Genomic DNA, 20,294 nt, shown 5'->3' on the forward strand with positions numbered 1-20,294 from the left:
GTGGATGCTCTTTGATTCTCCCGCCCCACCGGCGTGACCGGCAATGACGAACTTCCGAACCTCGCCCGACACCGCCGCGTACGCCCGATATATCCCACCCCCATCGGTGACACCGGTCCCGACCGGCCGTGCCCCGCCCGAGGCCCGGCAAGCCTGGCTACGCCTGAACCGCCAGCACCAGCGGCAGCACCCCCCGAGCCCCGGCCCGGCGCAGCAGCCGGGCTGCGACCGTCACCGTCCAGCCGGTGTCGACCAGGTCGTCCACCAGTAGCACCGGCCCCTCGCAGGCCGCCAGCGCCTCGGCGAGCGCCGGCGGCACCGTGAAGGCGTCGTGCAGCGCCCGCAGTCGCTGGGCGCTGTTGCTGCGGGCCCCGCGCGGCGGCCCCGCCGGGGTGTACTCGATCTGTCCCAGCAACGGCAGCCGGCCGATCGCGGCGATCCGCGCCCCGAGGCTGCCGACCAGGGCCGGCCGGGTGCCGGAGGCGACCGTCACCACGCCCACCGGCCGGTCGGTGCTCCCGTCGCCGGCCGCCCAACCGCCCGGACCGCGTGCCCAGTCGGAGAGGACGGTCACCATCGCGTCCACCACCTCGCCGGGCACCGGACCGTCCGGGGCACCGGGGGCGAGCATCGTACGCAGCCGGTTGCCCCAGCCGATGTCGGAGAGCCGGCCCAGCGCCCGGCCGGTGGCGGCCTGCTCCCCGGGCGCGATCCGGCCCTTGAGGGAGACGCCGACCGCCTCCATGCCGGTGGGCCACATGCGGCGGGGCTCGACCTCGACTCCGGGCCTGCCGAGTGCGGTCCGGGCCGCGTCCAGGGCCTCGGGCGACACCTCCGGGCTGTGCCGGGGCCCGGCACAGGTGTCGCAGCGGCCGCAGGGCCGGGCCTGCTCATCGTCCAGTCGCCGCCGCAGGAACTCCATCCGGCAGCCCTCGGTGACCGCGTACTCGCGCATCGCCCGCTGCTCGCTCTCCCGAGCCTCCGCGACCCGCCGGTAGCGCTCGGCGTCGTACGCCCAGCGCTGCCCGGTGGCCGTCCAGCCGCCGCGCACCCGGCGCACCGCGCCGTCCACGTCGAGCACCTTGAGCATGGTCTCCAGCCGGGTGCGCCGCAGGTCGACCCGGGCCTCCAGAACGGCGGTGGACAGCGGCCGGTCGGCCTCCCCGAGTACGTCGAGGGTGCGCCGGACCTGCTCCTCGGCCGGGAACGCCAGTGAGGCGAAGTAGCGCCAGATCGCCTCGTCCTCCCGGCCCGGCAGCAGCAGCACCTCGGCACGGTCCACGCCGCGCCCGGCGCGCCCGACCTGCTGGTAGTAGGCGATCGGTGAGTTGGGGGAGCCGAGGTGGACCACGAAGCCCAGGTCGGGCTTGTCGAAGCCCATGCCCAGCGCGGAGGTGGCGACCAGCGCCTTGACCCGGTTTGCCAGCAGGTCGGCCTCGGCGGCGCGGCGCTCGGCGTCCTCGGTGCGCCCGGAGTAGGAGGCCACCGGGTGGCCGCGCTGCCGCAGGAAGGCGGTGACCTCCTCGGCGGCGGCCACGGTGAGGGTGTAGACGATGCCGGAGCCGGGGAGCGCGTCCAGGTGGTCCGCGAGCCAGGCCAGGCGGTGCGCGGGGTCGGGCAGCGTCAGTACGCCCAGGGTGAGGCTCTCCCGGTCCAGCGGGCCGCGCAGCACCAGGGCGCCGTCCCCGCTGTCGGCCCCCGCCCTGGTGCCCAACTGCTCGGCGACGTCCCCGGTGACCCGGGCGTTGGCGGTGGCGGTGGTGGCCAGCACCGGAACACCCGGGGTCAGCTCAGCGAGCATGGTGCGCAGACGGCGGTAGTCGGGGCGGAAGTCATGGCCCCAGTCCGAGATGCAGTGCGCCTCGTCCACCACCAGCAGACCGGTGGAGGCGGCGAGCTTGGGCAGGACCTGGTCGCGGAAGTCGGGGTTGTTCAGCCGCTCGGGGCTGACCAGCAGGACGTCCACCTCACCGGCCGCGACCTCGGCCTGTACCGCGTCCCACTCCTCGATGTTCGCCGAGTTGATGGTGCGCGCCCGGATGCCGGCACGGGCGGCGGAGTCGATCTGGTTGCGCATCAGGGCCAGCAGCGGGGAGACGATCACCGTGGGGCCCGCTCCGCGCTCGCGCAGCAGCGCGGTCGCCACGAAGTACACCGCTGACTTGCCCCAGCCGGTGCGTTGCACCACCAGCGCACGCCTGCGGTCGACGACCAGGGCCTCGATGGCCCGCCACTGGTCCTCGCGCAGCGTGGCCCGGTCCCCGGCCAGCCGGCGCAGCACCTCGTCGGCGCGCTCGCGGACGGCGGCCCGGTCGGGAGCGGTATCGCTTGGGCCGGTGTAGGTCGGGCCGGTATAGGTCGGGGCGGTGTCGGTCGGGGTGGTGGTCGGCGCGGTCGGCTGGTGCTGGTCCATGCGGTCCATACAACCTCGCCGTACGGACATCCGGCGAACGTCGCCGGGCGAACCTGTGGAGAAACGATCCGCTGGGCGGGTGCGACCCGGCCGATTCACTCCTGCGGGGGATACGGATATCCACAGATGGCGTGTCGTCCACAGGGCAAATCGGACAGGCCCCGGATCGGCGCTCCACCCGGCACAGTCCTCGCCATGACCGACAGCAACCACGCCGGCCGCTCCGGCGGCAGCAGCGGCAACGACGGCGGCCCGCTGCCCGCCGCCCACTTCCCCGACCAGCCCGCCGTACGGATGCGCGGCCCCGCCGATCTGGCCGAGATGCTGCCCTATCTGCTGGGCTTCCACCCCGATGACAGCATTGTCGCCTTGGGCCTCCAGGGTGACGGGCTGCGGCAGGGCGGCACCGTGCGGGTCGACATCCCCGCCGAGCCGGATCGGGCACGTATGGCAGCCGAGACCGCCCGCCTCCTGGTCCGGCTGTCCGAGGAACGCGACTGCCGTCCCTCGGCCGTCGTGCTGTACCTGTGCCGCGACCCCGCCCCCGGGCAGGACGGCGCTGACGTCGCCGCGCGCCTGCGACCGCTGGCCGCTCTGCTCGCCACCGAGTTCCGCGCGGTCGGCCTGAAGGTGATGGAGTCACTCTGCGTCTCCGACGGCCGCTGGTGGTCCTACATCTGCTCACAGCCCGGGTGCTGCGACCCGCGCGGCACCCCCGTCCGGCGCGCCGACCAAGTCGGCCCGGTGGCCGCCGCCGCGACCTACGCCGGGCTGGCGGTGCGGGGCAGCCGCAAGGAGCTGGCCGCCGCCATGGAGCCCGTCGGGCCACCGGCCGCCGACGCACAGCGGCGGGCCTTCGAGCGGCTGCTGCCCGTGCTGCGCCGCGAGGGCCGCCCGCCCGGCAGCCCCGAGGCCGCTCGCGAGCGGACCGGTGACCTGCTGGACGCCGCGATCGAGCGGTTCCGGGCCGGGGCCGACCGGTTGGACGACGAGCAGGCCGCCCGGTTGCTGCTCGGGCTGCGCGACAAGCAGTCCCGGGACCGGGCCGCCGAGTTCGCCGAACCGGCTGACCTGGTGCCGGCCCAGCGGCTGTGGCGGTTCCTGGCTCGCCGCTGCGTGCCGCCGTTCTGCGACCTCGCCGCCGCCCCGCTGACCCTGCTCGCCTGGACGACCTGGCTGGCCGACGACACACCGACGACGCGGGTGGCCCTCTCCCGCGCGCTGGAGGCCGATCCCGGGTACACGCTGGCGCAACTGCTGTACGACTCCCTCAACGCCGGTCTGCGGCCCGACCGGCTACGGGAGGTCCTGCGCGACGACCGGGCCCGACGCCTGGCGGCCCGGAGCGGGTCCGCCGCGCCGCGCGGTCGGCTCGGCCGCCGCCCGCGCAAGGACCGCCGCCGAGCCCCCGACCGCCGTCGGGCACCGAGGAGCACCTGTGCGGGCGGTTGAGTGGCGGCACGGCGGTGCGGACGGGGGCCGGGCCGACCGCTCACACCTCGCCGCGCGCCATCCGGATCAACCGGTCCAGCACCGCACCGCCGCTCACCCGCAGCCCGTCGTGTTCCCACTCATTGGTGACCCAGGTGCGTACGCCCCGCACCGCCCGCGCCGTCTCCAGCGAGTCGGCGGTGTCCACGTACATGTCGTCGTGGTAAACCGCCGCCGTCACCGGCACCTCGTTGACCGCCAGCCGCGCCGGGTCGTACAGATCCGGCCAGTCGCCCCGCTCGGCGAGCAGTTCGGCCGCCTCCTTCAGCGGTCGCAGGGCCGGGTCCGTGTCGAACATCCAGGGGTAGATCATCTCGCCGGTGAGCAGCACCGGGTCGTCCCCGGCGAGCGCCAGATCCACGTCGAAGGCGGGGAACTCCGCGCGCACCCGCTGCGCCGCCCAGCGGGTGCCCGACGTGTCGACCGTGCGCTGACCGTAGATCGACTCATGCAGCACCGCGTAGAGCGGGTTGCCCGCGAAGGAGAGCTGCCCCTGCGCCCCGGCCAGGAAGGTGTCCGACAGCTCGAAGCCGGACACGCCGCGTACCCAGGCTTCCTCCAGCAGGTACTGCAGGGTCTGCGAGCCGGTCCCGGTCCCCAGCAGCAGGCCCAGCGCCTGGAACGCCTCGGCCGTCAGCAGGCCGCCGTCGGGCAGCCGGGCCGGTGCCGCGCGCAGATGCTCGGCGATGCGCCGCACCGCCGCCACATCCTGTGGACAGCGCTCGTAGTGCGCGCGGTTCTTGCGCTCCACCCGGGGATACGCGGACCGGTAGACGTCCTCGGCGCTGGTGCCCAGACCGGCCAGTCCGCCGGTGACGAACGCCTCCCGCAGGCCCTCCGGCGCCAGCGACAGATAGCTGAGGGTGCAGAAGCCGCCGAAGCTCTGGCCCAGCAGGCTCCAGCGGCCGTCCTTGCCCAGCAACTGCCTGCGTACGGCCTCCGCGTCCCGCACGATCGAGTCCGCGCGGAAGTGCGCCAGATAACGGGCCTGCTCCGCCGCGCCGCCGCGCGTGGGCAGTGTCTGCCGGTTGGCCGGAGTGGAGCGCCCGGTCCCGCGCTGGTCGAGCAGCAGGACGCGGTAGTCGTCCAGCGCGCGGTCCAGCCAGCCGTCCCGTCCCAGTGGCCGTCCGGCCTTGCCACCGGGGCCGCCCTGCAGGAAGAGCAGCCACGGCAACTCGTCCCGCTCGCGGCCGGCCGCGACGACCTCCCGGGCGTAGAGCTCGATCTGCTCCCCGGGGGGATCGGCGTGGTCCAGCGGCACCTGGAGGACATGGTCGGTCGAGACGACGCCGGGCTGCCGGATGACGGTCATGGAACTCCTCGCAAGCGGAATGTGCTGGTCACAGTGGGGCCCCGGCACCGTATCCCGAGGGTCCGACCACGTCCGGTACCGGCCGCACGAGGAAGCCCGATCCGCTGTTTATCGTCAGGAAGACGACTAGGATCGTCGCCATGTCGCGTTACGATCCGTCGGCCTTCCCCCCCTTCGCCGTTACGGTCGACCTTGTGGTGCTGACCGTGCGGGAGCACGCCCTGTGCGCGCTCGTGGTGCGGCGGGGCGAGCCACCGTTCCAGGGGTACTGGGCGCTGCCCGGCGGCTTCGTCCGGCCGGACGAGGGGCTGGCGGAGGCGGCGGCCCGGGAGTTGGCCGAGGAGACCGGGCTGCGGGCCCATGCCGCCCAGGGGCAGGCGGCGGCCGGGGCCCACCTGGAGCAGCTCGCCACCTATGGGCACCCGCAGCGCGACCCCCGGATGCGAGTGGTGAGCGTCGCCCATCTCGCGCTGGCACCCGATCTGCCCACCCCCCGCCCCGGCGGGGACGCGCGCAGTGCCCGCTGGGCGCCGGTGGGCGAGCTGTTGGGCTGCCGAGGGGGCGAGGACGGCGTACCGCTCGCCTTCGACCATGCCGAGATCCTCGCCGACGGCGTGGAGCGGGCCCGGTCGAAGATCGAGTACTCCTCGCTGGCGACGGCCTTCTGTCCGGCCGAGTTCACCGTGGGGGAGCTGCGCCGGGTGTACGAGTCGGTGTGGGGCGTGGTGCTGGACCCGCGCAACTTCCACCGCAAGGTCACCGGCACACCGGGCTTCCTGGTGCCGGCCGGTGGTACGACGACCCGTCAGGGAGGCCGCCCCGCGCAGCTGTTCAGGGCCGGCGGCGCCACGGTGCTCAACCCGCCGATGCTCCGCCCGGAGCCGTAGAGCCCCCGTCCGTCCCGCCGAAGACCGGTCGGCCGCAGCGCGGATCATTGTGGCACCGGAGTCGGTGAACCGTATGTCGGTAATGGGCGATTGAACCTGATAGAAAGTCAATTGTCGGCCGGTGGGTGATCACCCTTTCGTGTGCTTTTCACGAAAGTTCTCAAGTCGCAGACAGGCGTGACCGACAAAGGAGCTGTGAGTACCCTTGCGCACCCCACCATGAACTCCAACCGCTCCGCCGAGACAGGCGTTCCGGTCCCCGGCGAGCTGGACCGCTATGCCCTGTCCGAGCGGCCGACCCCGCCGGGCCCCCGCTGGGAGGGGGCCGAGGGCGACCTGGCCAGGTTCGGCCGGAAGACCACCAGCAGCCGGGGCCGCGGCCTGCACGGGCAACTGGTCCAGCAGCTCGGGCAGATGATCGTGGCCGGCGACCTGGGAGCCGACCGTCCGCTGGTGCCGGAGGAGATCGGCCAGCGCTTCGAGGTCTCCCGCACCGTCGTCCGCGAATCGCTGCGTGTGCTGGAGGCCAAGGGCCTGGTCAGTGCCCGCCCCAACGTCGGCACCCGGGTCCGCCCGGTCAGCGACTGGAATCTGCTCGACCCGGACATCATCGAGTGGCGCGCCTTCGGCCCGCAGCGCGACGACCAGCGCCGCGAGCTGTTCGAACTGCGCTGGGCCATCGAGCCGCTGGCCGCCCGCCTCGCCGCCGGGCACGGCCGCGAGGACGTCCAGCAGCGGCTGGTCGACATGACCGAGATCATGGGCCACGCCGCCGCCCAGGGCGACCCGGTCACCTTCGCCCGCGCCGACGCCGAGTTCCACGTCCTGGTGCTGCAACTCGCAGGCAACCGCATGCTGGAGCACCTCTCCGGCATCGTCGCCTGCGCCCTCCAGGTCAGCGGCGGCCCCGCCACCGCCTGCGAGCGCCCCTCCGAGCCCTCCGTCGGTCTGCACGCCCGGCTGCTGGACGCACTCGGCACCGGCGACGGGCCCGCTGCGGAGGCCGCCATGCGCTCCCTGCTCACCGTCCACCCCGACATCGAGCACGTCGTCCCCGCCCCGCGGGAGCACTGACCCGGGCCGCCGCGCCCCGCCACGCGATGGTGCGTCGGTGTACGACGCAAGGGCGCGGCCCGGCACCTCCTGCGATGACGTGGGGGACGAATTCCCTGAAGTGCCTGGTTCGGTCGCCGCGCCCGGTCGGCGCGGCGGCCGGGTCGTGACAAGGGCGGTGACAACGCCACGATGGTCGGCGACACACTTCACAGCCGGGACGGCGACGGTATCGGCACCGCCCTTGAGGCGGCCCTGCTGGGCCACCCGGAACTCGCCTTCGCCCTGCTGGACGACCGGCTGCGCTACACCCGGGTGAGCCACGGCTACGCCGTGCTGGCCGACACCCCAACCCCCGGGCTGCTCGGTCGGCGCCCTTGCGAGGCGCTGCCGGGGCCGTACGGCCGGAGCGTCGAGCGGGCCGCGCGCCGCGCGCTGGACGAGCGCCTGCCGTCGGTGGAGCCGGAGGCCCTGCTGTGCGGCGCTGGAGGTATCCGCCGGGTCCGCTGCACCTGGCGTCCCGTACCGGGGCCCGACGGTACGCCCTGCGGCGTGCTGGGCGTGGTGGCGGACATCACCGAGGAGCACCGGGCCCGGCAACTGCTGCGCGAGGGGCAGTGGCGCACCTCCCGGCTCCAGGCGATGACCGACCAGTTGGCCGGGGCGCTCGCCGCCTGCGACGTGGCCCGCACGGTGAGCGCGCTGGGGCGCGGCATCGGCGCGTACCGCACCGAGCTCCACCTGCTGGACGCCCGGCTGCACCGCTTCCCCTGGCCGGACCTGCCGGCCGCCGACCCGGGCCGCACCCGTCGGCCGGTACCGGGGGACTGGTGCGAGGTACTGGCCGCGACGGTACGGGACGGCAGACCGCGCTACTTTCCCGCAGCGCTGCCCGATCCGCCCGACACGCGCCGGTCCGCCGCCCGCCTGCCCAGCGGCCACCCGTACGACGCCCGCCGGTACGGAGCCCGGCAGCCGGACCTGCGGACCGCCGCCACCCGCCTGAGGCCACCCCGCCCCGCGACGGACCGTCCCTCGCCGCTCCGAGCCGATGTCCAAGCCAATCCCCGGGCCGATCCGGGCACGGACACCGCCCCCGGTGCCCAGCGCCGACGGCCCCCAGCACTCACCAGTGACGTGGAGAAGCCGGCGCGCTCCGAGCCGCAGTCCTGGGCTGTGCTCCCCCTGATCGCCTCCGGCGCGCCGCTGGGCAGCCTGCGGCTGCTCTTCGAGGGCGAGCACCACTTCGACGCCGACGACCGCGCCTTCCTGGACGCACTGGCGGCCCAGTGCGCCCTCGCCGTCGAGCGTTCCCAGCTGTACGAGCGGGAACGCGAAGCCGCGCTGAGCCTCCAGCGCAGCCTGCTGCCCCGCTGCCTGCCGGCCGTCCGGGGCGTGGAGTTCGGCTTCCGCTACCTGCCGGGCGCCCCGGGCACGGAGGTCGGCGGCGACTGGTACGACTGCTTCCAACTGCCCGACGGCCGGGTCGCCCTGGTGGTGGGGGATGTGATCGGCAAGGGGCTGACGGCCGCCGCCGGGATGGGCCGGGTCCGCTCGGCGCTGCGTGCCCTCGCCTTCACCGACCCGGAGCCGGCCGCCGTGCTGGCCGGCCTGGACCGCCTCTTCACCGCCACCGAGGACGACGAGTCGCTCACCACCGTGCTCTACGGCCTGCTCGACCCGGCGACCGGCGAGCTGGCCCTGGGTGACGCGGGCCACCTGCCGGCCCTGGTGGTCTCCGCTGACGGCGGGGCCAGACTGGTCGACGCGGGCCCGGCGGCGACGCCGCTCGGCATCCCCGAGCCGCGCATCCAGCGCACCGTGCGGCTGGCCCCGGGGGATGTGGTGGTCGGTTTCTCCGACGGCCTGGTGGAGACCAGGACACGCGGCTTGCAGCAGGGCCTCGACCAACTGCTGGAGGTGGCCCGAGGCCGTCCGGCCGCGGTCGGCGCCCTGGACGCGCTGCTGGGCACGGTGGTCGCCGGGATGCTGGCGGGGCAGGAGCGCAACGACGATGTCACGGTGCTCGGAGTGCGGATCACGGCCGCGGCCGGGCCCGATCCCGGGGGGTGTGACGGGGGCCACGAAGGGCATGCGTAACACTTGGGCTTGCGCAGCGATGTCTACGAGAGCGGAAGCAGCTCCGGAATACGGGCGGCATGTCAGAATGCTGTGTTGCCCTGGAGGGTTGTTCCCGTCCCGCAAGCCCAGCCGTGAAGCCCGAACCCGACGCACCGCCCGCGCACCCGCCGTGCACCCGGCACTCCTCCTGCCCTCGACGGGCCGGGGGACGGGCCCGGCTTCCCGTCCACTCACGTCCGAGAGGTTGTTCGTGTCGGCCAGCACATCCCGTTCGCTCCCACCCGAGATCGCCGAGTCCGCCGCTCTCATGGCGCTCATCGAGCGGGGCAAGGCACAGGGGCAGATCGCCGGTGACGACGTGCGCCAGGCCTTCGAGGCGGACCAGATCCCGGTCACCAAGTGGAAGAACGTCATGCGCAGCCTCAACCAGGTCCTCATTGAGGAAGGGGTTGACCTGATGGTCAGCGCGGCGGACCCGTCTGCTTCCAAGCGCGCGCGCAAGAACGTGGCGGCCAAGAGCACGGCGAAGCGTACGGCGACCAAGGCGGTCACCACCACGCGCACCGCCGCCGCTTCGCAGCCGGTCACCTCGCGGCCCGCCGTGCCCCGTACGGCGGCTGCCACGGCCGTGTCCCCGCTCACCGCCACCGCCGACGCGGTCGACGGAGCCGAGGAGGCGGCGCCCAGCAGGGCCGTCGCCAAGAAGGCGGCGACACCGGCCAAGAAGGCGGTCGCCAAGAAGGCCGCACCGGCCAAGAAGACGGCGGCGAAGAAGACCGCCGCGGGCAAGGCTGGCAAGAAGGGCGACGACGACCTCACCACCGACGACGAGTCGGTCGAGGACACCGCGCTGCCCGGCGCCAAGGGCGACGGCGAGGCGACCGGTCCCGAGGAGGAGTCCGAGGGCTTTGTGCTCTCCGACGAGGACGAGGACGACGCCCCCGCGCAGCAGGTCGCCGCCGCCGGTGCCACGGCCGACCCGGTGAAGGACTACCTCAAGCAGATCGGCAAGGTCCCGCTGCTCAACGCCGAGCAGGAGGTGGAGCTCGCCAAGCGCATCGAGGCCGGCCTCTTCGCGGAGGACAAGCTGGGCAACGGCGACAAGCTCGCGCCCAAGCTCAAGCGCGAGCTGGAGATCATCGCCGAGGACGGCCGCCGCGCCAAGAACCACCTGCTGGAGGCCAACCTCCGACTGGTCGTCTCGCTGGCCAAGCGCTACACCGGTCGCGGCATGCTCTTCCTGGACCTGATCCAGGAGGGCAACCTCGGTCTGATCCGCGCGGTGGAGAAGTTCGACTACACCAAGGGCTACAAGTTCTCCACCTACGCCACCTGGTGGATCCGGCAGGCGATCACCCGCGCCATGGCGGACCAGGCGCGGACCATCCGCATCCCGGTGCACATGGTCGAGGTCATCAACAAGCTCGCCCGTGTGCAGCGTCAGATGCTCCAGGACCTGGGCCGCGAGCCCACCCCGGAGGAGCTGGCCAAGGAACTCGACATGACCCCGGAGAAGGTCATCGAGGTCCAGAAGTACGGCCGCGAGCCCATCTCGCTGCACACTCCGCTCGGTGAGGACGGCGACAGCGAGTTCGGTGACCTGATCGAGGACTCCGAGGCGGTCGTCCCGGCCGACGCGGTCAGCTTCACCCTGCTCCAGGAGCAGCTGCACTCCGTGCTGGACACCCTCAGCGAGCGTGAGGCCGGCGTGGTCTCCATGCGCTTCGGCCTCACCGACGGCCAGCCGAAGACGCTGGACGAGATCGGCAAGGTCTACGGGGTCACCCGTGAGCGCATCCGCCAGATCGAGTCCAAGACCATGTCCAAGCTGCGCCACCCGTCGCGCTCCCAGGTGCTGCGCGACTACCTGGACTGAGTCGGCCGACAGCAGTCGCGGGGCCCGGAGCGCCAGCTCCGGGCCCCGCTTCGCATTCCCCCGGAAGGGTTGTCTCGCCGCAGGCGCTGCCACAGCTGGTGATGGGTCAATTACGCTGGGTCGGTTGTCTGTCGCAGACCCCTCCAGGAGGACACCGGTGCTGGCCATCCGTCGGGCGCGTGGCGCCGTACCACTCCACCGGGGCGCGTTCCTGGCCCTACTGGCCCTGCTGCCGCCGGTGGTCGCAGCGGTGCCGGGGACCGCAGGGGCGGCGCAGGCGCAGCGGCGCATCGTCGGCGGGGTCGCGGACGGCACGGAGCTGCATCCCTGGGTCGTCGCCCTGGCCAGCCGGCCGCAGTTCGGCTCCGCCCGCTCCGGCCAGTTCTGCGGCGGTGCCCTGGTGAGCCCGACCAAGGTGGTCACCGCCGCCCACTGCTTCTACGACGAAGCCAGCGGAGCCCGCACCGACCGGCCCGAGCTGCGGGTGATCCTGGGGCGCACCGACATCACCGGTGACGAGGGCGTCGAGGTGCCGGTGCAGGGCGTCTGGGTCGATCCGGACTACTCCTTCACGGCCAACGTCTGGGATGTCGCGGTCGTCACGCTGGCGGAGCCGCAGGCAGGCCGGCCGACCGTGCCGCTGGTCGGGCAGGGCGAGGCGGCACCGTACAAGACCGGCACCCGGGCGCAGGTCTTCGGCTGGGGCGACACCACCGGCGCGGGTCGCTACTCCGCCCAGCTGCGCTCCGTGCAGGTGCCGTTCCTGGCGGACTCGGTGTGTGCGTCCGACTACCCGGGCGGACCGAACGGCCACTTCGACGCCAAGTCCATGGTCTGCGCCGGTGAGCGCTACGGCGGTCGGGATGCCTGCCAGGGGGACAGCGGCGGGCCGATGACGGTCGGCGGCCGGTTGGTCGGGGTGGTCTCCTGGGGCACCGGCTGCGCCCAGCAGCGCTATCCGGGGGTCTACACCCGACTGGCGGCGATGGCGGACGCCGTCAGGGCCCAACTCTGAGTAGTCATCACTTAGCCATCCGTCACACTGCCTGATCGGCCGTGTGACGGACGGCACACCCTGCGAGCGGTGCGGGGCATGGCAAAAACCGGACGGCGGACCACACACGGTCCGCCGCCCGGCTGCCGGCCTGTACCGGCTTCAGCTCGTCGGGGGTCTCTCGCTCGTGTCAGCGCTCCTCGGTGGAGGCCGTGGCGGAGGGCGCGGTGAGCCGACCGGTCTCGTCCTGTATCTCCACGGCGATCTTCTTGAGCTCCGGCTCGAACTTCCGCCCGTGGTGGGCGCAGAAGAGCAGCTCGCCGCCACTGGCCAGCACGACGCGCAGGTAGGCCTGGGCGCCGCAACGGTCGCAACGGTCGGCCGCGGTGAGCGGACTCGCGGGGGTCAGAACAGTAGTCACGTCGCCTCTTCTCTAGCTCGACGAGCTGTCGTACCAGGGTCAACATCCAACCAGGCCGAAAACGTTCCCGCTTGCGCCTTTTCTTTCTGGTGCCTTTTTGATCACTGTGCACCGGTTCAAGCGGGGCCGGGTCGGTTGACCAGGTTGGCGGCGGACGGTGGCGGCTTCTTCGTCGCCGGTTCGCCTGCTTGCCGTTGTGGAGTTTCTGATTGTGTTGCTGAGGACGTGCCCCGGGTGCGGACGGTTCATGCGTACCGGCTCCCGTGACGTATGGATCACCCAATGGTGTTATCGAACGCTTGTACGAAGTACGCGTAGCATGGAACGGGTCGGGGTTGGAGCATAAGCCCCGGCCCACACACCGGTAGCCTGCACGTCAGCGGCACGGCCACCCTAGGCTGGCCCCGGCAGCGGTGCGAGCCGGTGCGGCGCAGAGCGTTCCGGGCAGACGCATCCTCAAAGTCCGTGTTCGCGCAGCGCGTACAAGCCCCGGCTCCGTGCCGACACCGCACGATGACTCAGACGGATTGAGGAGTAGCACCGCGTGACCGCCGAAACGACCGTGCCGACCGCCCTGCTCGCCGGCGACGACGGCTCCAACTACACCGCGCGGCACCTGCTCGTCCTCGAAGGACTCGAGGCGGTGCGCAAGCGCCCCGGCATGTACATCGGCTCCACCGACAGCCGGGGCCTGATGCACTGCCTCTGGGAGATCATCGACAACTCGGTGGACGAGGCGCTCGGCGGCCACTGCGACCACATCGAGGTGCTGCTGCACGACGACGGCTCGGTGGAGGTCCGCGACAACGGCCGGGGCATCCCGGTCGACGTCGAGCCCAAGACCGGGCTGTCCGGCGTGGAGGTCGTCCTCACCAAGCTGCACGCCGGGGGCAAGTTCGGCGGCGGCTCGTACGCGGCCTCCGGCGGCCTGCACGGCGTCGGCGCCTCCGTCGTCAACGCCCTGTCCGCCCGGCTGGACGTCGAGGTCGACCGGGGCGGCCACACCCACGCCATCAGCTTCCGCCGGGGCACGCCCGGCATCTTCACCGAGCTGTCGCCGGATGCCCCCTTCGAGCCCGGCAGCGGCCTCAGCAAGGTCCGCAAGGTGCCCCGCACCCGCACCGGCACCCGTATCCGCTACTGGGCCGACCGGCAGATCTTCCTCAAGGACGCCAGGCTCTCTCTGGAGAACCTGCACAACCGCGCCCGGCAGACCGCCTTCCTCGTCCCCGGGCTCACCATCGTGGTCCGCGACGAGCGGCTGCTGGACTCCGACCAGGTGGACGAGCAGGTCTTCCGCTTCGACGGCGGCATCGGTGAGTTCTGCGAGTTCCTGGCGCCCGACAAGGCCGTCTGCGATGTGCTGCGGCTCTCCGGCGCCGGCACCTTCAAGGAGACCGTCCCGGTACTGGACGACCGGGGCCATATGACCCCCACCGAGGTCACCCGCGACCTGGGCGTGGACATCGCGCTGCGCTGGGGCACCGGCTACGACACCACCCTGCGCTCCTTCGTGAACATCATCGCCACCCCCAAGGGCGGCACCCACGTGGCCGGATTCGAGCGTTCGCTCAGCAGGACGCTCAACGAGGTGCTGCGCTCCGCCAAGCTGCTGCGGGTCGCCGAGGACGACGTCACCAAGGACGATGCCACCGAGGGCCTCACGGCGGTCGTCACGGTACGGCTGGCCGAGCCGCAGTTCGAGGGCCAGACCAAGGAGGTGCTCGGCACCTCGGCCGCCTCCCGGATCGTGGCCGCCGTGGTCGCCAAGGAGCTCAAGGCGTTCCTCACCTCGTCCAAGCGGGATGAGAAGCAGCAGGCCCGCGCCGTGATGGAGAAGGTGGTCGCCGCCGCCCGCACCCGGGTCGCCGCCCGCCAGCACAAGGAGGCACAGCGTCGCAAGACCGCGCTGGAGACCTCCTCGCTGCCCGCCAAGCTCGCCGACTGCCGCAGCGACGACGTCGACCGCAGCGAGCTGTTCATCGTCGAGGGCGACTCCGCGCTGGGCACCGCCAAGCTGGCGCGGAACTCCGAGTTCCAGGCGCTGCTGCCGATCCGGGGCAAGATCCTCAATGTGCAGAAGGCGTCCATCGCGGACATGCTCAAGAACGCCGAGTGCGCCTCGATCATCCAGGTGATAGGAGCCGGTTCCGGTCGGACCTTCGACATCGACCAGGCCCGCTACGGGAAGATCGTGCTGCTGGCGGACGCCGATGTGGACGGCGCTCACATCCGCTGCCTGCTGCTGACCCTCTTCCAGCGCTATATGCGTCCGATGGTGGAGGCCGGCCGGGTGTTCGCCGCGGTGCCGCCGCTGCACCGCATCGAGCTGACCAACCCCAAGCGCGGTCAGGAGAAGTACCTCTACACCTACTCCGACAGCGAGCTGCGGGCCCTGCTGCTGGGGCTCCAGCGCAAGGGACAGCGCTGGAAGGAGCCGGTCCAGCGCTACAAGGGCCTCGGTGAGATGGACGCCGACCAGCTCGCGGAGACCACCCTCGACCCGCGCCACCGCACCCTGCGCCGGATCAACCTCGGGGACCTGGAGGCGGCCGAGCGGGTGTTCGACCTGCTGATGGGCAACGACGTCGCTCCCCGCAAGGAGTTCATCGTGGACTCCGCCGCCACGCTGGACCGCTCCCGCATCGACGCCTGAGCCCCTCCGCCCGAACCTTTCCGCCGTGTGCGGGTCTCCACCCTGGGGTGGAGACCCGCACACGGCGTTTCCACCCGGACCTCCACCGCTGCTCCGAGGCAGCGCCCCTTCACACTCCGTAGCGTCATCGGTGTCGCACTTCGGCGTCGGGTCCGCTCCGACGCCGCATCCCCGACGCGGATACGGAGAAGGCTCGATGAACGGCATCTCGGACGTCTTGATCGCGGTCGCCGCGGTGGCCCTGGTCGTGGTCCGGCAGATGCGGGCCCGCCAGGTCCGCACCGGCCGTCGGATCTGGCTGCTGCCACTGATCCTGGCCGTGGTGGCGCTGCGTGACCCGCAGCTGATAGACCCCGGGCACCGGGCGGCGGCCGTCGCACTGCTGGCCGCCGGGGTGCTGGTGGAGGTCGCCATGGGCTGCGTCTGGGGCTGGACGACCCGAATATGGCAGGCGGAGGACGGCACCCTGTGGGTCAGGGGCACCAAGGCCACTGCGGCGGCCTGGGCGGGCATGCTGGTATTGCGTGGCGGGTTGTACGCGCTGGGCGCTGGGATGGGCGTGCACCAGGGCACCAACGGCCTGCTGCTCGCGGTGGCGGCGCTGCTGCTGGTGCGGGGACTGGTGGTCGCCTGGCGGGCACACCTGCTGGAACCGTCGTACCGTGTCCCTGCCGCAGGCTGAGTGTGTGGCCGCCGACTCCGCCGTCGGTGGCGGAAGGACCGCAGATGGAGCTGGAGGCATGGACGCGCTGGCCGTCTTGGGAGGCGCTGAGCCACCGGGGCTTCAGCCGTGCCCGGACCAGGATCGGTCTCGGGACGCGACTGGTGGTGATCGCGGCCCTGCTGTACGGCATCTTCGGGCCCGGTCAGCTGACCGGCTGGGCCGCTGCGGGCACGGCGGCCGCTCTGATTGTGCTGGGCGTCGCCGTACGAGCCTTCTATCGCGCCACCCTGGAGCACCGACTACTGCTCTCCACCGCCCTGCTGGGGGGCCTGCTGGCGGTCGGCCTTGGCGCCTGGGCGGTTCAGGTGCCGCTGCTGACCGCTGTGATCTGGTACGGGGCCGGGATCGTCGCCATGGAGCGGCTGCCGCTGGCGGTCGGGGTACCGGGCAGCCTGCTCGCGCTCGTCTCGTACGCCGTCGTGGACCACCAGGGTTGGCTGACCGCCGTCACCACCACCGGGGGTGTGGCCCTGCTGGGCTATGTGTTCCGGCTGGATGCCGAGGCCCGGGGCAACGCGCAGCGGCTGCTCACCCAGGAGCGGGCCGCCCGGACCGCCGAGGCGGAGTCCGCCGCGCTGGCCGAGCGGGCCAGGATCGCCCGGGAGATCCACGATGTGCTGGCGCACAGCCTCTCCGCCCAACTGGTGCACCTGGAGGCAGCCCGGCTGATGCTGGACGCCGACGTCGACCGGGAGCAGGTGCGGGACCGGGTGGTGGCCGCCCGCCGGATGGCTCTGGACGGGCTGGCCGAGACCCGGCAGGCGCTCTCCGCGCTGCGTGGCGAGTTCACTCCCGTGGGCGACTTTCTGGCGTCGCTGGCCGCCGCCGAGGGGGCCAGGCTGGAGGTCGAGGGCACCGCCCGGCCGCTCGCCGCCGAGGCCGGGCTCGCGGTGCGGCGTACTGCCCAGGAGGCCGTCACCAACGTCCGCAAGCACGCCGCCGGGGCGGGCTGTGTGCTTCGGCTGAGCTATCTGGAACAGGCCGTGGAGCTGGAGGTGCGCAACGCCAGGGCCGCCAGGCGGGAGAAGACCTCCGAGCTGGCGGGCAGCGGTTCCGGGTACGGTCTGCTGGGGATGCGGGAGCGTGCGGAACTGCTCGGCGGCACCCTGGAATCCGGCCCCGACGACGGAGGATGGCGAGTGCGGCTGCGAGTGCCGGCATGACCGGGCAGGCGGTGCGGGTGCTGGTCGCGGACGACCAGACGGTGGTCCGCGAGGGGATTGTGATGCTGCTCGGCCTGCTGCCCGGTATCGAGGTGGTGGGCGCTGCGGCGGACGGTGAGGAGGCCGTCCGGCTGGTGGCCGAGTACGCGCCGGACGTGGTGCTGATGGACCTGCGGATGCCGCACTGCGACGGCGTCGAGGCCACCCGGCGCATCCGTGCCGACCACCCGGGGACGGAGGTCGTGGTGCTCACCACCTATGTGGACGACGACTCGCTGTTCCCCGCGCTGGAGGCGGGCGCCCGGGGCTACCTGACCAAGGACGCGGGCGGTGAGGCCATCGCCCGCGCGATCACCGACGTACGCTCCGGCGCTGCCGGCCTCGCCCCGCAGGTGCAGCGTCGGCTGCTGGAGCGGCTCGCGGGGCGGCCCGCGCCGCCGCCGGAGCTCCGGGCGGAGCTGCCGCCGCAGCCCGCGCAGCAGCCTGCCCGGCTGCCCGACGGCCTTACCGGCCGGGAGGCCGAGGTGCTCGCGTTGATCGCGGACGGGCTGTCCAACCCGGAGATCGCAGCAACGCTGTTCGTGAGCATGGCCACGGTGAAGACCCATATCAACAATCTCTTCGCCAAGACCGGGGTCCGCGACCGGGCCCAGGCGGTGCGCTACGCCTATCTGCACGGGATCTCCCGGCAGCCCTGAGCAGTGCGACCCCCGCCCAGCCGGCCGGCCGGCCGCGCCCAGGCCGATGGCAGGGCCGCTGCGCCCTGGCGCTTCTTGCCACGCGGTAACCAGGCCGACCCCCATGCCCAGAGCGACCGCATAGCCAGGCGGCGGCCCATGCACACCGCTCGGCGTTCCGCATGCGCTCTGGAGACTCTCACCCGCCCTTCACCAGATGGGGTGAACATAGCTACTGCCGTCCGTGCAGGCGTACGCGGACGGACACCCTGGGTGGGACACGGCGCCCGAAGCCGGTGGCGCGTCCCACGTCAGGAGCTCAACCGTTGAGACAGCAAGGAACAGCGGTGCCGATCGACCCCCTGGTCGCCCGGCGCCACGGCTTCGCCCCCCGGGCCGCGACGGCCCCGGCATCCGCCGGACGGCCCTTCCGCCGTGCCGCCCCGGCACCCAAGCCCCCTGCCGCGCCCCCACGCCGCTCGGCGCGCAGGCAGCACCGCGACCGGCCGCCGCCGAGGTGTACCGCGCGGTGCAGCAGAGCGAGGGTTTCCAGCGAATCCGGAGTGGCTACCGGGGCTTCGTCTTCCCGGTCTCGGCGCTGTTCCTCGCCTGGTACCTGCTCTGCCTGGTCGCCGCCACCACCGCGCCCGCCCTGATGCGCCACCCGGTGGCCGGCCCGCTGAACGTCGCCTGGCTACTCGCGCTGCTCCAGTTCGCCTCCACCTTCCTGATCACCTGGCTATATGGGCGCCACGCCCGCGCCAAACGCGACCGGGCCGCCCTCGGCCTGCGCTGGGACACCCAGGACCGGCTCCGGTGAGCGCCCCGGCACCGCTCGCGGCGGGCCCCACCGCACAGCACCACGTCCTGGCCACCGTGCTGTTCGCCGTGGTCGTGCTGGTGACCCTGGCCATCACCCTGCGCGCCGGGCGCCGCAGCAGTGCCGCCGACGACTTCTACGTCGGCGGCCGTGCCTTCAGCCCGTTGCAGAACGGCTTCGCCATCACCGGCGACTACCTCTCCGCCGCCTCCTTCCTCGGCATCACCGGGCTGATCGCGCTCTACGGCTATGACGGCCTGCTCTACAGCATCGGCTTCCTGGTCGCCTGGCTGGTGGTGCTGATGCTGGTGGCGGAGCTGGTCCGCAACACCGGCCGCTACACCCTGGCGGACGTCCTCGCGGTACGGATGCGGCAGCGGCCGGTACGGGCGGCCGCGGGCAGCGCCGGGGTGGTGGTCACCCTGCTCTACCTGGTCGCCCAGATGGTCGGCGCGGGTAGCCTGGTCGCCCTGCTGCTCGGCACCGGCGACGGTCCGGCCCGCAGCTGGACCATCGTCGGCGTCGGTGCCCTGATGGTCGTGTACGTCACCGTCGGCGGCATGGAGGCCACCACCTGGATCCAGATCATCAAGGCCGTGCTGCTGATCTCCGGTACGGCGCTGCTCACCACTCTGGTCCTGGTCCGCTTTCATGGCGATCTCGCCGGGCTGATGCGCGCCGCCGCCGACGGCAGCGGCGCGGGCCCCGCCTATCTGGAACCGGGCCTGCGATACGGCGCCACGATCACCAGCCGACTGGACTTCATCAGCCTCGGGCTGGCCCTGGTGCTGGGCACCGCCGGGCTGCCGCACATCCTGTCGCGCTTCTACACGGTGCCCACTGCCCGTGCCGCCCGGCGCTCCACGATGTGGGCGGTCGGCCTGGTCGGCTGCTTCTACCTGATGGCCATCGTGCTGGGCCTCGGCGCCGCCGCGATCGTCGGCTCGGGCGCGGTGCGTGCCGACGACCCGGCGGGCAACACCGCCGTCCCCCTGCTCGCGCTGGAGCTGGGCGGGGGCGCGGCCACTACCGGCGGCCTGCTGCTCTTCGCCGTCACCTCGGCGGTCGCCTTCGCCACCATCCTGGCCGTGGTCGCCGGGCTCACCCTTGCCTCCGCGGCCTCCTTCGCCCATGACATCTACGCCTGGGCGCTGCGCCGGGCCGGTCGACCGAAGGTGACCGAGCGCCGGGAGCTGCTGGTAGCCCGGGTCGCGGCGGTGGTCGTCGGTGCGCTCGCCATCGCGCTCAGCCTCTACGCCCAGCGGCTGAACGTCGCCTTCCTGGTCGGCCTGGCCTTCGCGGTGGCCGCCTCCGCCAATCTGCCGACGTTGCTCTACACCCTGTTCTGGCGCCGCTTCACCACCCGGGGCGCGGTCTGGGCCGTCTACGGCGGACTCGTCCCCGCTGTGCTGCTGGTGGTCTTCTCCCCGGTGGTCTCCGGCGGCCCGGAGTCGATCGTCAGCGGTGTGGACTTCCACTGGTTCCCGCTGGAGAACCCCGGCCTGGTCTCCATCCCGCTCGGCTTCCTGGCGGGCTGGCTGGGCACCGTCACCTCTCGTCGACCTGCCGACCCCGACCGCTACGCCGAGTTGGAGGTCCGCTCCCTCACCGGTGCCGGTGCCGTCTGACACCGGACCGGGCAGCTGCGGACGGCCGGGTACACCTTGGCGGCCTGCGGGGCCCCTACGACGGAAACGGCTCGCTGCGCACGCCGAGATCCCGCCG

Annotated in this window: 15 protein-coding genes; 12 read left to right on the forward strand and 3 right to left on the reverse strand. The window is 72.7% G+C overall.

Going from position 1 to position 20,294, the window contains the following annotated elements; translation table 11 throughout:
• Positions 1 to 157 precede the first annotated feature (157 nt).
• Positions 158 to 2,413 (reverse strand): DEAD/DEAH box helicase, encoded by a 2,256-nt coding sequence (locus ACIQGZ_RS23635; protein WP_402604957.1) that lies wholly within the window; start codon positions 2,411 to 2,413, stop codon positions 158 to 160.
• A 195-nt stretch (positions 2,414 to 2,608) separates the two neighbouring features.
• Here ACIQGZ_RS23635 and ACIQGZ_RS23640 point away from each other — a divergent pair, with 195 nt between their 5' ends.
• Complete coding sequence (locus ACIQGZ_RS23640; protein WP_402604961.1) at positions 2,609 to 3,865, forward strand: DUF4192 domain-containing protein; 1,257 nt, start codon at positions 2,609 to 2,611, stop codon at positions 3,863 to 3,865.
• Between the two features lie 40 nt (positions 3,866 to 3,905).
• Here the strand turns inward: ACIQGZ_RS23640 and ACIQGZ_RS23645 are convergent, their stop codons facing one another.
• Positions 3,906 to 5,216, reverse strand: a complete 1,311-nt coding sequence (locus ACIQGZ_RS23645; RefSeq protein ID WP_402604963.1) for an alpha/beta fold hydrolase — start codon at positions 5,214 to 5,216, stop codon at positions 3,906 to 3,908.
• A 140-nt stretch (positions 5,217 to 5,356) separates the two neighbouring features.
• Between ACIQGZ_RS23645 and ACIQGZ_RS23650 the strand changes: the two genes are divergently transcribed.
• The 5 genes from ACIQGZ_RS23650 to ACIQGZ_RS23670 all read left to right on the forward strand — a co-directional run bounded on the left by ACIQGZ_RS23650 (position 5,357) and on the right by ACIQGZ_RS23670 (position 12,129).
• A complete protein-coding gene (locus ACIQGZ_RS23650; protein WP_402604965.1) occupies positions 5,357 to 6,103 on the forward strand; it encodes an NUDIX hydrolase in 747 nt (248 codons plus the stop codon).
• Positions 6,104 to 6,244: 141 nt separating this feature from the next.
• Positions 6,245 to 7,177: a FadR/GntR family transcriptional regulator gene (locus ACIQGZ_RS23655; protein ID WP_402604967.1), complete on the forward strand. Its 933-nt coding sequence runs from the start codon at positions 6,245 to 6,247 to the stop codon at positions 7,175 to 7,177.
• Between the two features lie 171 nt (positions 7,178 to 7,348).
• Positions 7,349 to 9,256, forward strand: a complete 1,908-nt coding sequence (locus ACIQGZ_RS23660; RefSeq protein ID WP_402604970.1) for a SpoIIE family protein phosphatase — start codon at positions 7,349 to 7,351, stop codon at positions 9,254 to 9,256.
• Positions 9,257 to 9,488: 232 nt separating this feature from the next.
• The gene (locus ACIQGZ_RS23665) at positions 9,489 to 11,114 is read left to right on the forward strand and encodes an RNA polymerase sigma factor (RefSeq protein ID WP_402604973.1); all 1,626 of its coding nucleotides are present in this window, start codon (positions 9,489 to 9,491) and stop codon (positions 11,112 to 11,114) included.
• Positions 11,115 to 11,271: 157 nt separating this feature from the next.
• Positions 11,272 to 12,129, forward strand: a complete 858-nt coding sequence (locus ACIQGZ_RS23670) for a S1 family peptidase (RefSeq protein WP_402604976.1) — start codon at positions 11,272 to 11,274, stop codon at positions 12,127 to 12,129.
• 169 nt (positions 12,130 to 12,298) lie between these two features.
• Here the strand turns inward: ACIQGZ_RS23670 and ACIQGZ_RS23675 are convergent, their stop codons facing one another.
• Positions 12,299 to 12,529 carry a hypothetical protein gene (locus tag ACIQGZ_RS23675; RefSeq protein ID WP_402604978.1) on the reverse strand — a complete coding sequence of 77 codons (231 nt, stop codon included), beginning with the start codon at positions 12,527 to 12,529 and terminating at the stop codon, positions 12,299 to 12,301.
• 544 nt (positions 12,530 to 13,073) lie between these two features.
• Here ACIQGZ_RS23675 and ACIQGZ_RS23680 point away from each other — a divergent pair.
• The 6 genes from ACIQGZ_RS23680 (at position 13,074) to ACIQGZ_RS23705 (ending at position 20,197) form a co-directional block, all read left to right on the forward strand.
• The gene (locus ACIQGZ_RS23680) at positions 13,074 to 15,185 is read left to right on the forward strand and encodes a type IIA DNA topoisomerase subunit B (RefSeq protein WP_402604981.1); all 2,112 of its coding nucleotides are present in this window, start codon (positions 13,074 to 13,076) and stop codon (positions 15,183 to 15,185) included.
• 196 nt (positions 15,186 to 15,381) lie between these two features.
• Positions 15,382 to 15,867: a DUF1453 domain-containing protein gene (locus tag ACIQGZ_RS23685; RefSeq protein WP_402604983.1), complete on the forward strand. Its 486-nt coding sequence runs from the start codon at positions 15,382 to 15,384 to the stop codon at positions 15,865 to 15,867.
• Between the two features lie 44 nt (positions 15,868 to 15,911).
• Positions 15,912 to 17,072: a sensor histidine kinase gene (locus ACIQGZ_RS23690; protein ID WP_402604986.1), complete on the forward strand. Its 1,161-nt coding sequence runs from the start codon at positions 15,912 to 15,914 to the stop codon at positions 17,070 to 17,072.
• Positions 17,069 to 17,770: a response regulator gene (locus tag ACIQGZ_RS23695; RefSeq protein ID WP_402604988.1), complete on the forward strand. Its 702-nt coding sequence runs from the start codon at positions 17,069 to 17,071 to the stop codon at positions 17,768 to 17,770. The genes ACIQGZ_RS23690 and ACIQGZ_RS23695 overlap by 4 nt, the downstream gene beginning before the upstream one ends.
• Positions 17,771 to 18,278: 508 nt before the next feature.
• The gene (locus ACIQGZ_RS23700; RefSeq protein WP_402604991.1) at positions 18,279 to 18,569 is read left to right on the forward strand and encodes a DUF485 domain-containing protein; all 291 of its coding nucleotides are present in this window, start codon (positions 18,279 to 18,281) and stop codon (positions 18,567 to 18,569) included.
• Positions 18,566 to 20,197, forward strand: a complete 1,632-nt coding sequence (locus tag ACIQGZ_RS23705) for a cation acetate symporter (protein WP_402604993.1) — start codon at positions 18,566 to 18,568, stop codon at positions 20,195 to 20,197. The genes ACIQGZ_RS23700 and ACIQGZ_RS23705 overlap by 4 nt, the downstream gene beginning before the upstream one ends.
• The last annotated feature ends 97 nt before the right edge of the window (positions 20,198 to 20,294 follow it).

It is taken from the genome of Streptomyces sp. NPDC092296 (assembly GCF_044755465.1).
Classification (GTDB): domain Bacteria; phylum Actinomycetota; class Actinomycetes; order Streptomycetales; family Streptomycetaceae; genus Peterkaempfera.

Excerpts from the sequence above, each read along its gene's own strand:
- ACIQGZ_RS23695 (WP_402604988.1), top strand. The coding sequence starts at position 17,069 with ATGACCGGGCAGGCGGTGCGGGTGCTGGTCGCGGACGACCAGACGGTG.
- ACIQGZ_RS23635 (WP_402604957.1), bottom strand. The coding sequence starts at position 2,413 with ATGGACCAGCACCAGCCGACCGCGCCGACCACCACCCCGACCGACACC.
- ACIQGZ_RS23660 (WP_402604970.1), top strand. The coding sequence starts at position 7,349 with ATGGTCGGCGACACACTTCACAGCCGGGACGGCGACGGTATCGGCACC.
- ACIQGZ_RS23685 (WP_402604983.1), top strand. The coding sequence starts at position 15,382 with ATGAACGGCATCTCGGACGTCTTGATCGCGGTCGCCGCGGTGGCCCTG.
- ACIQGZ_RS23640 (WP_402604961.1), top strand. The coding sequence starts at position 2,609 with ATGACCGACAGCAACCACGCCGGCCGCTCCGGCGGCAGCAGCGGCAAC.
- ACIQGZ_RS23645 (WP_402604963.1), bottom strand. The coding sequence starts at position 5,216 with ATGACCGTCATCCGGCAGCCCGGCGTCGTCTCGACCGACCATGTCCTC.
- ACIQGZ_RS23690 (WP_402604986.1), top strand. The coding sequence starts at position 15,912 with ATGGAGCTGGAGGCATGGACGCGCTGGCCGTCTTGGGAGGCGCTGAGC.
- ACIQGZ_RS23650 (WP_402604965.1), top strand. The coding sequence starts at position 5,357 with ATGTCGCGTTACGATCCGTCGGCCTTCCCCCCCTTCGCCGTTACGGTC.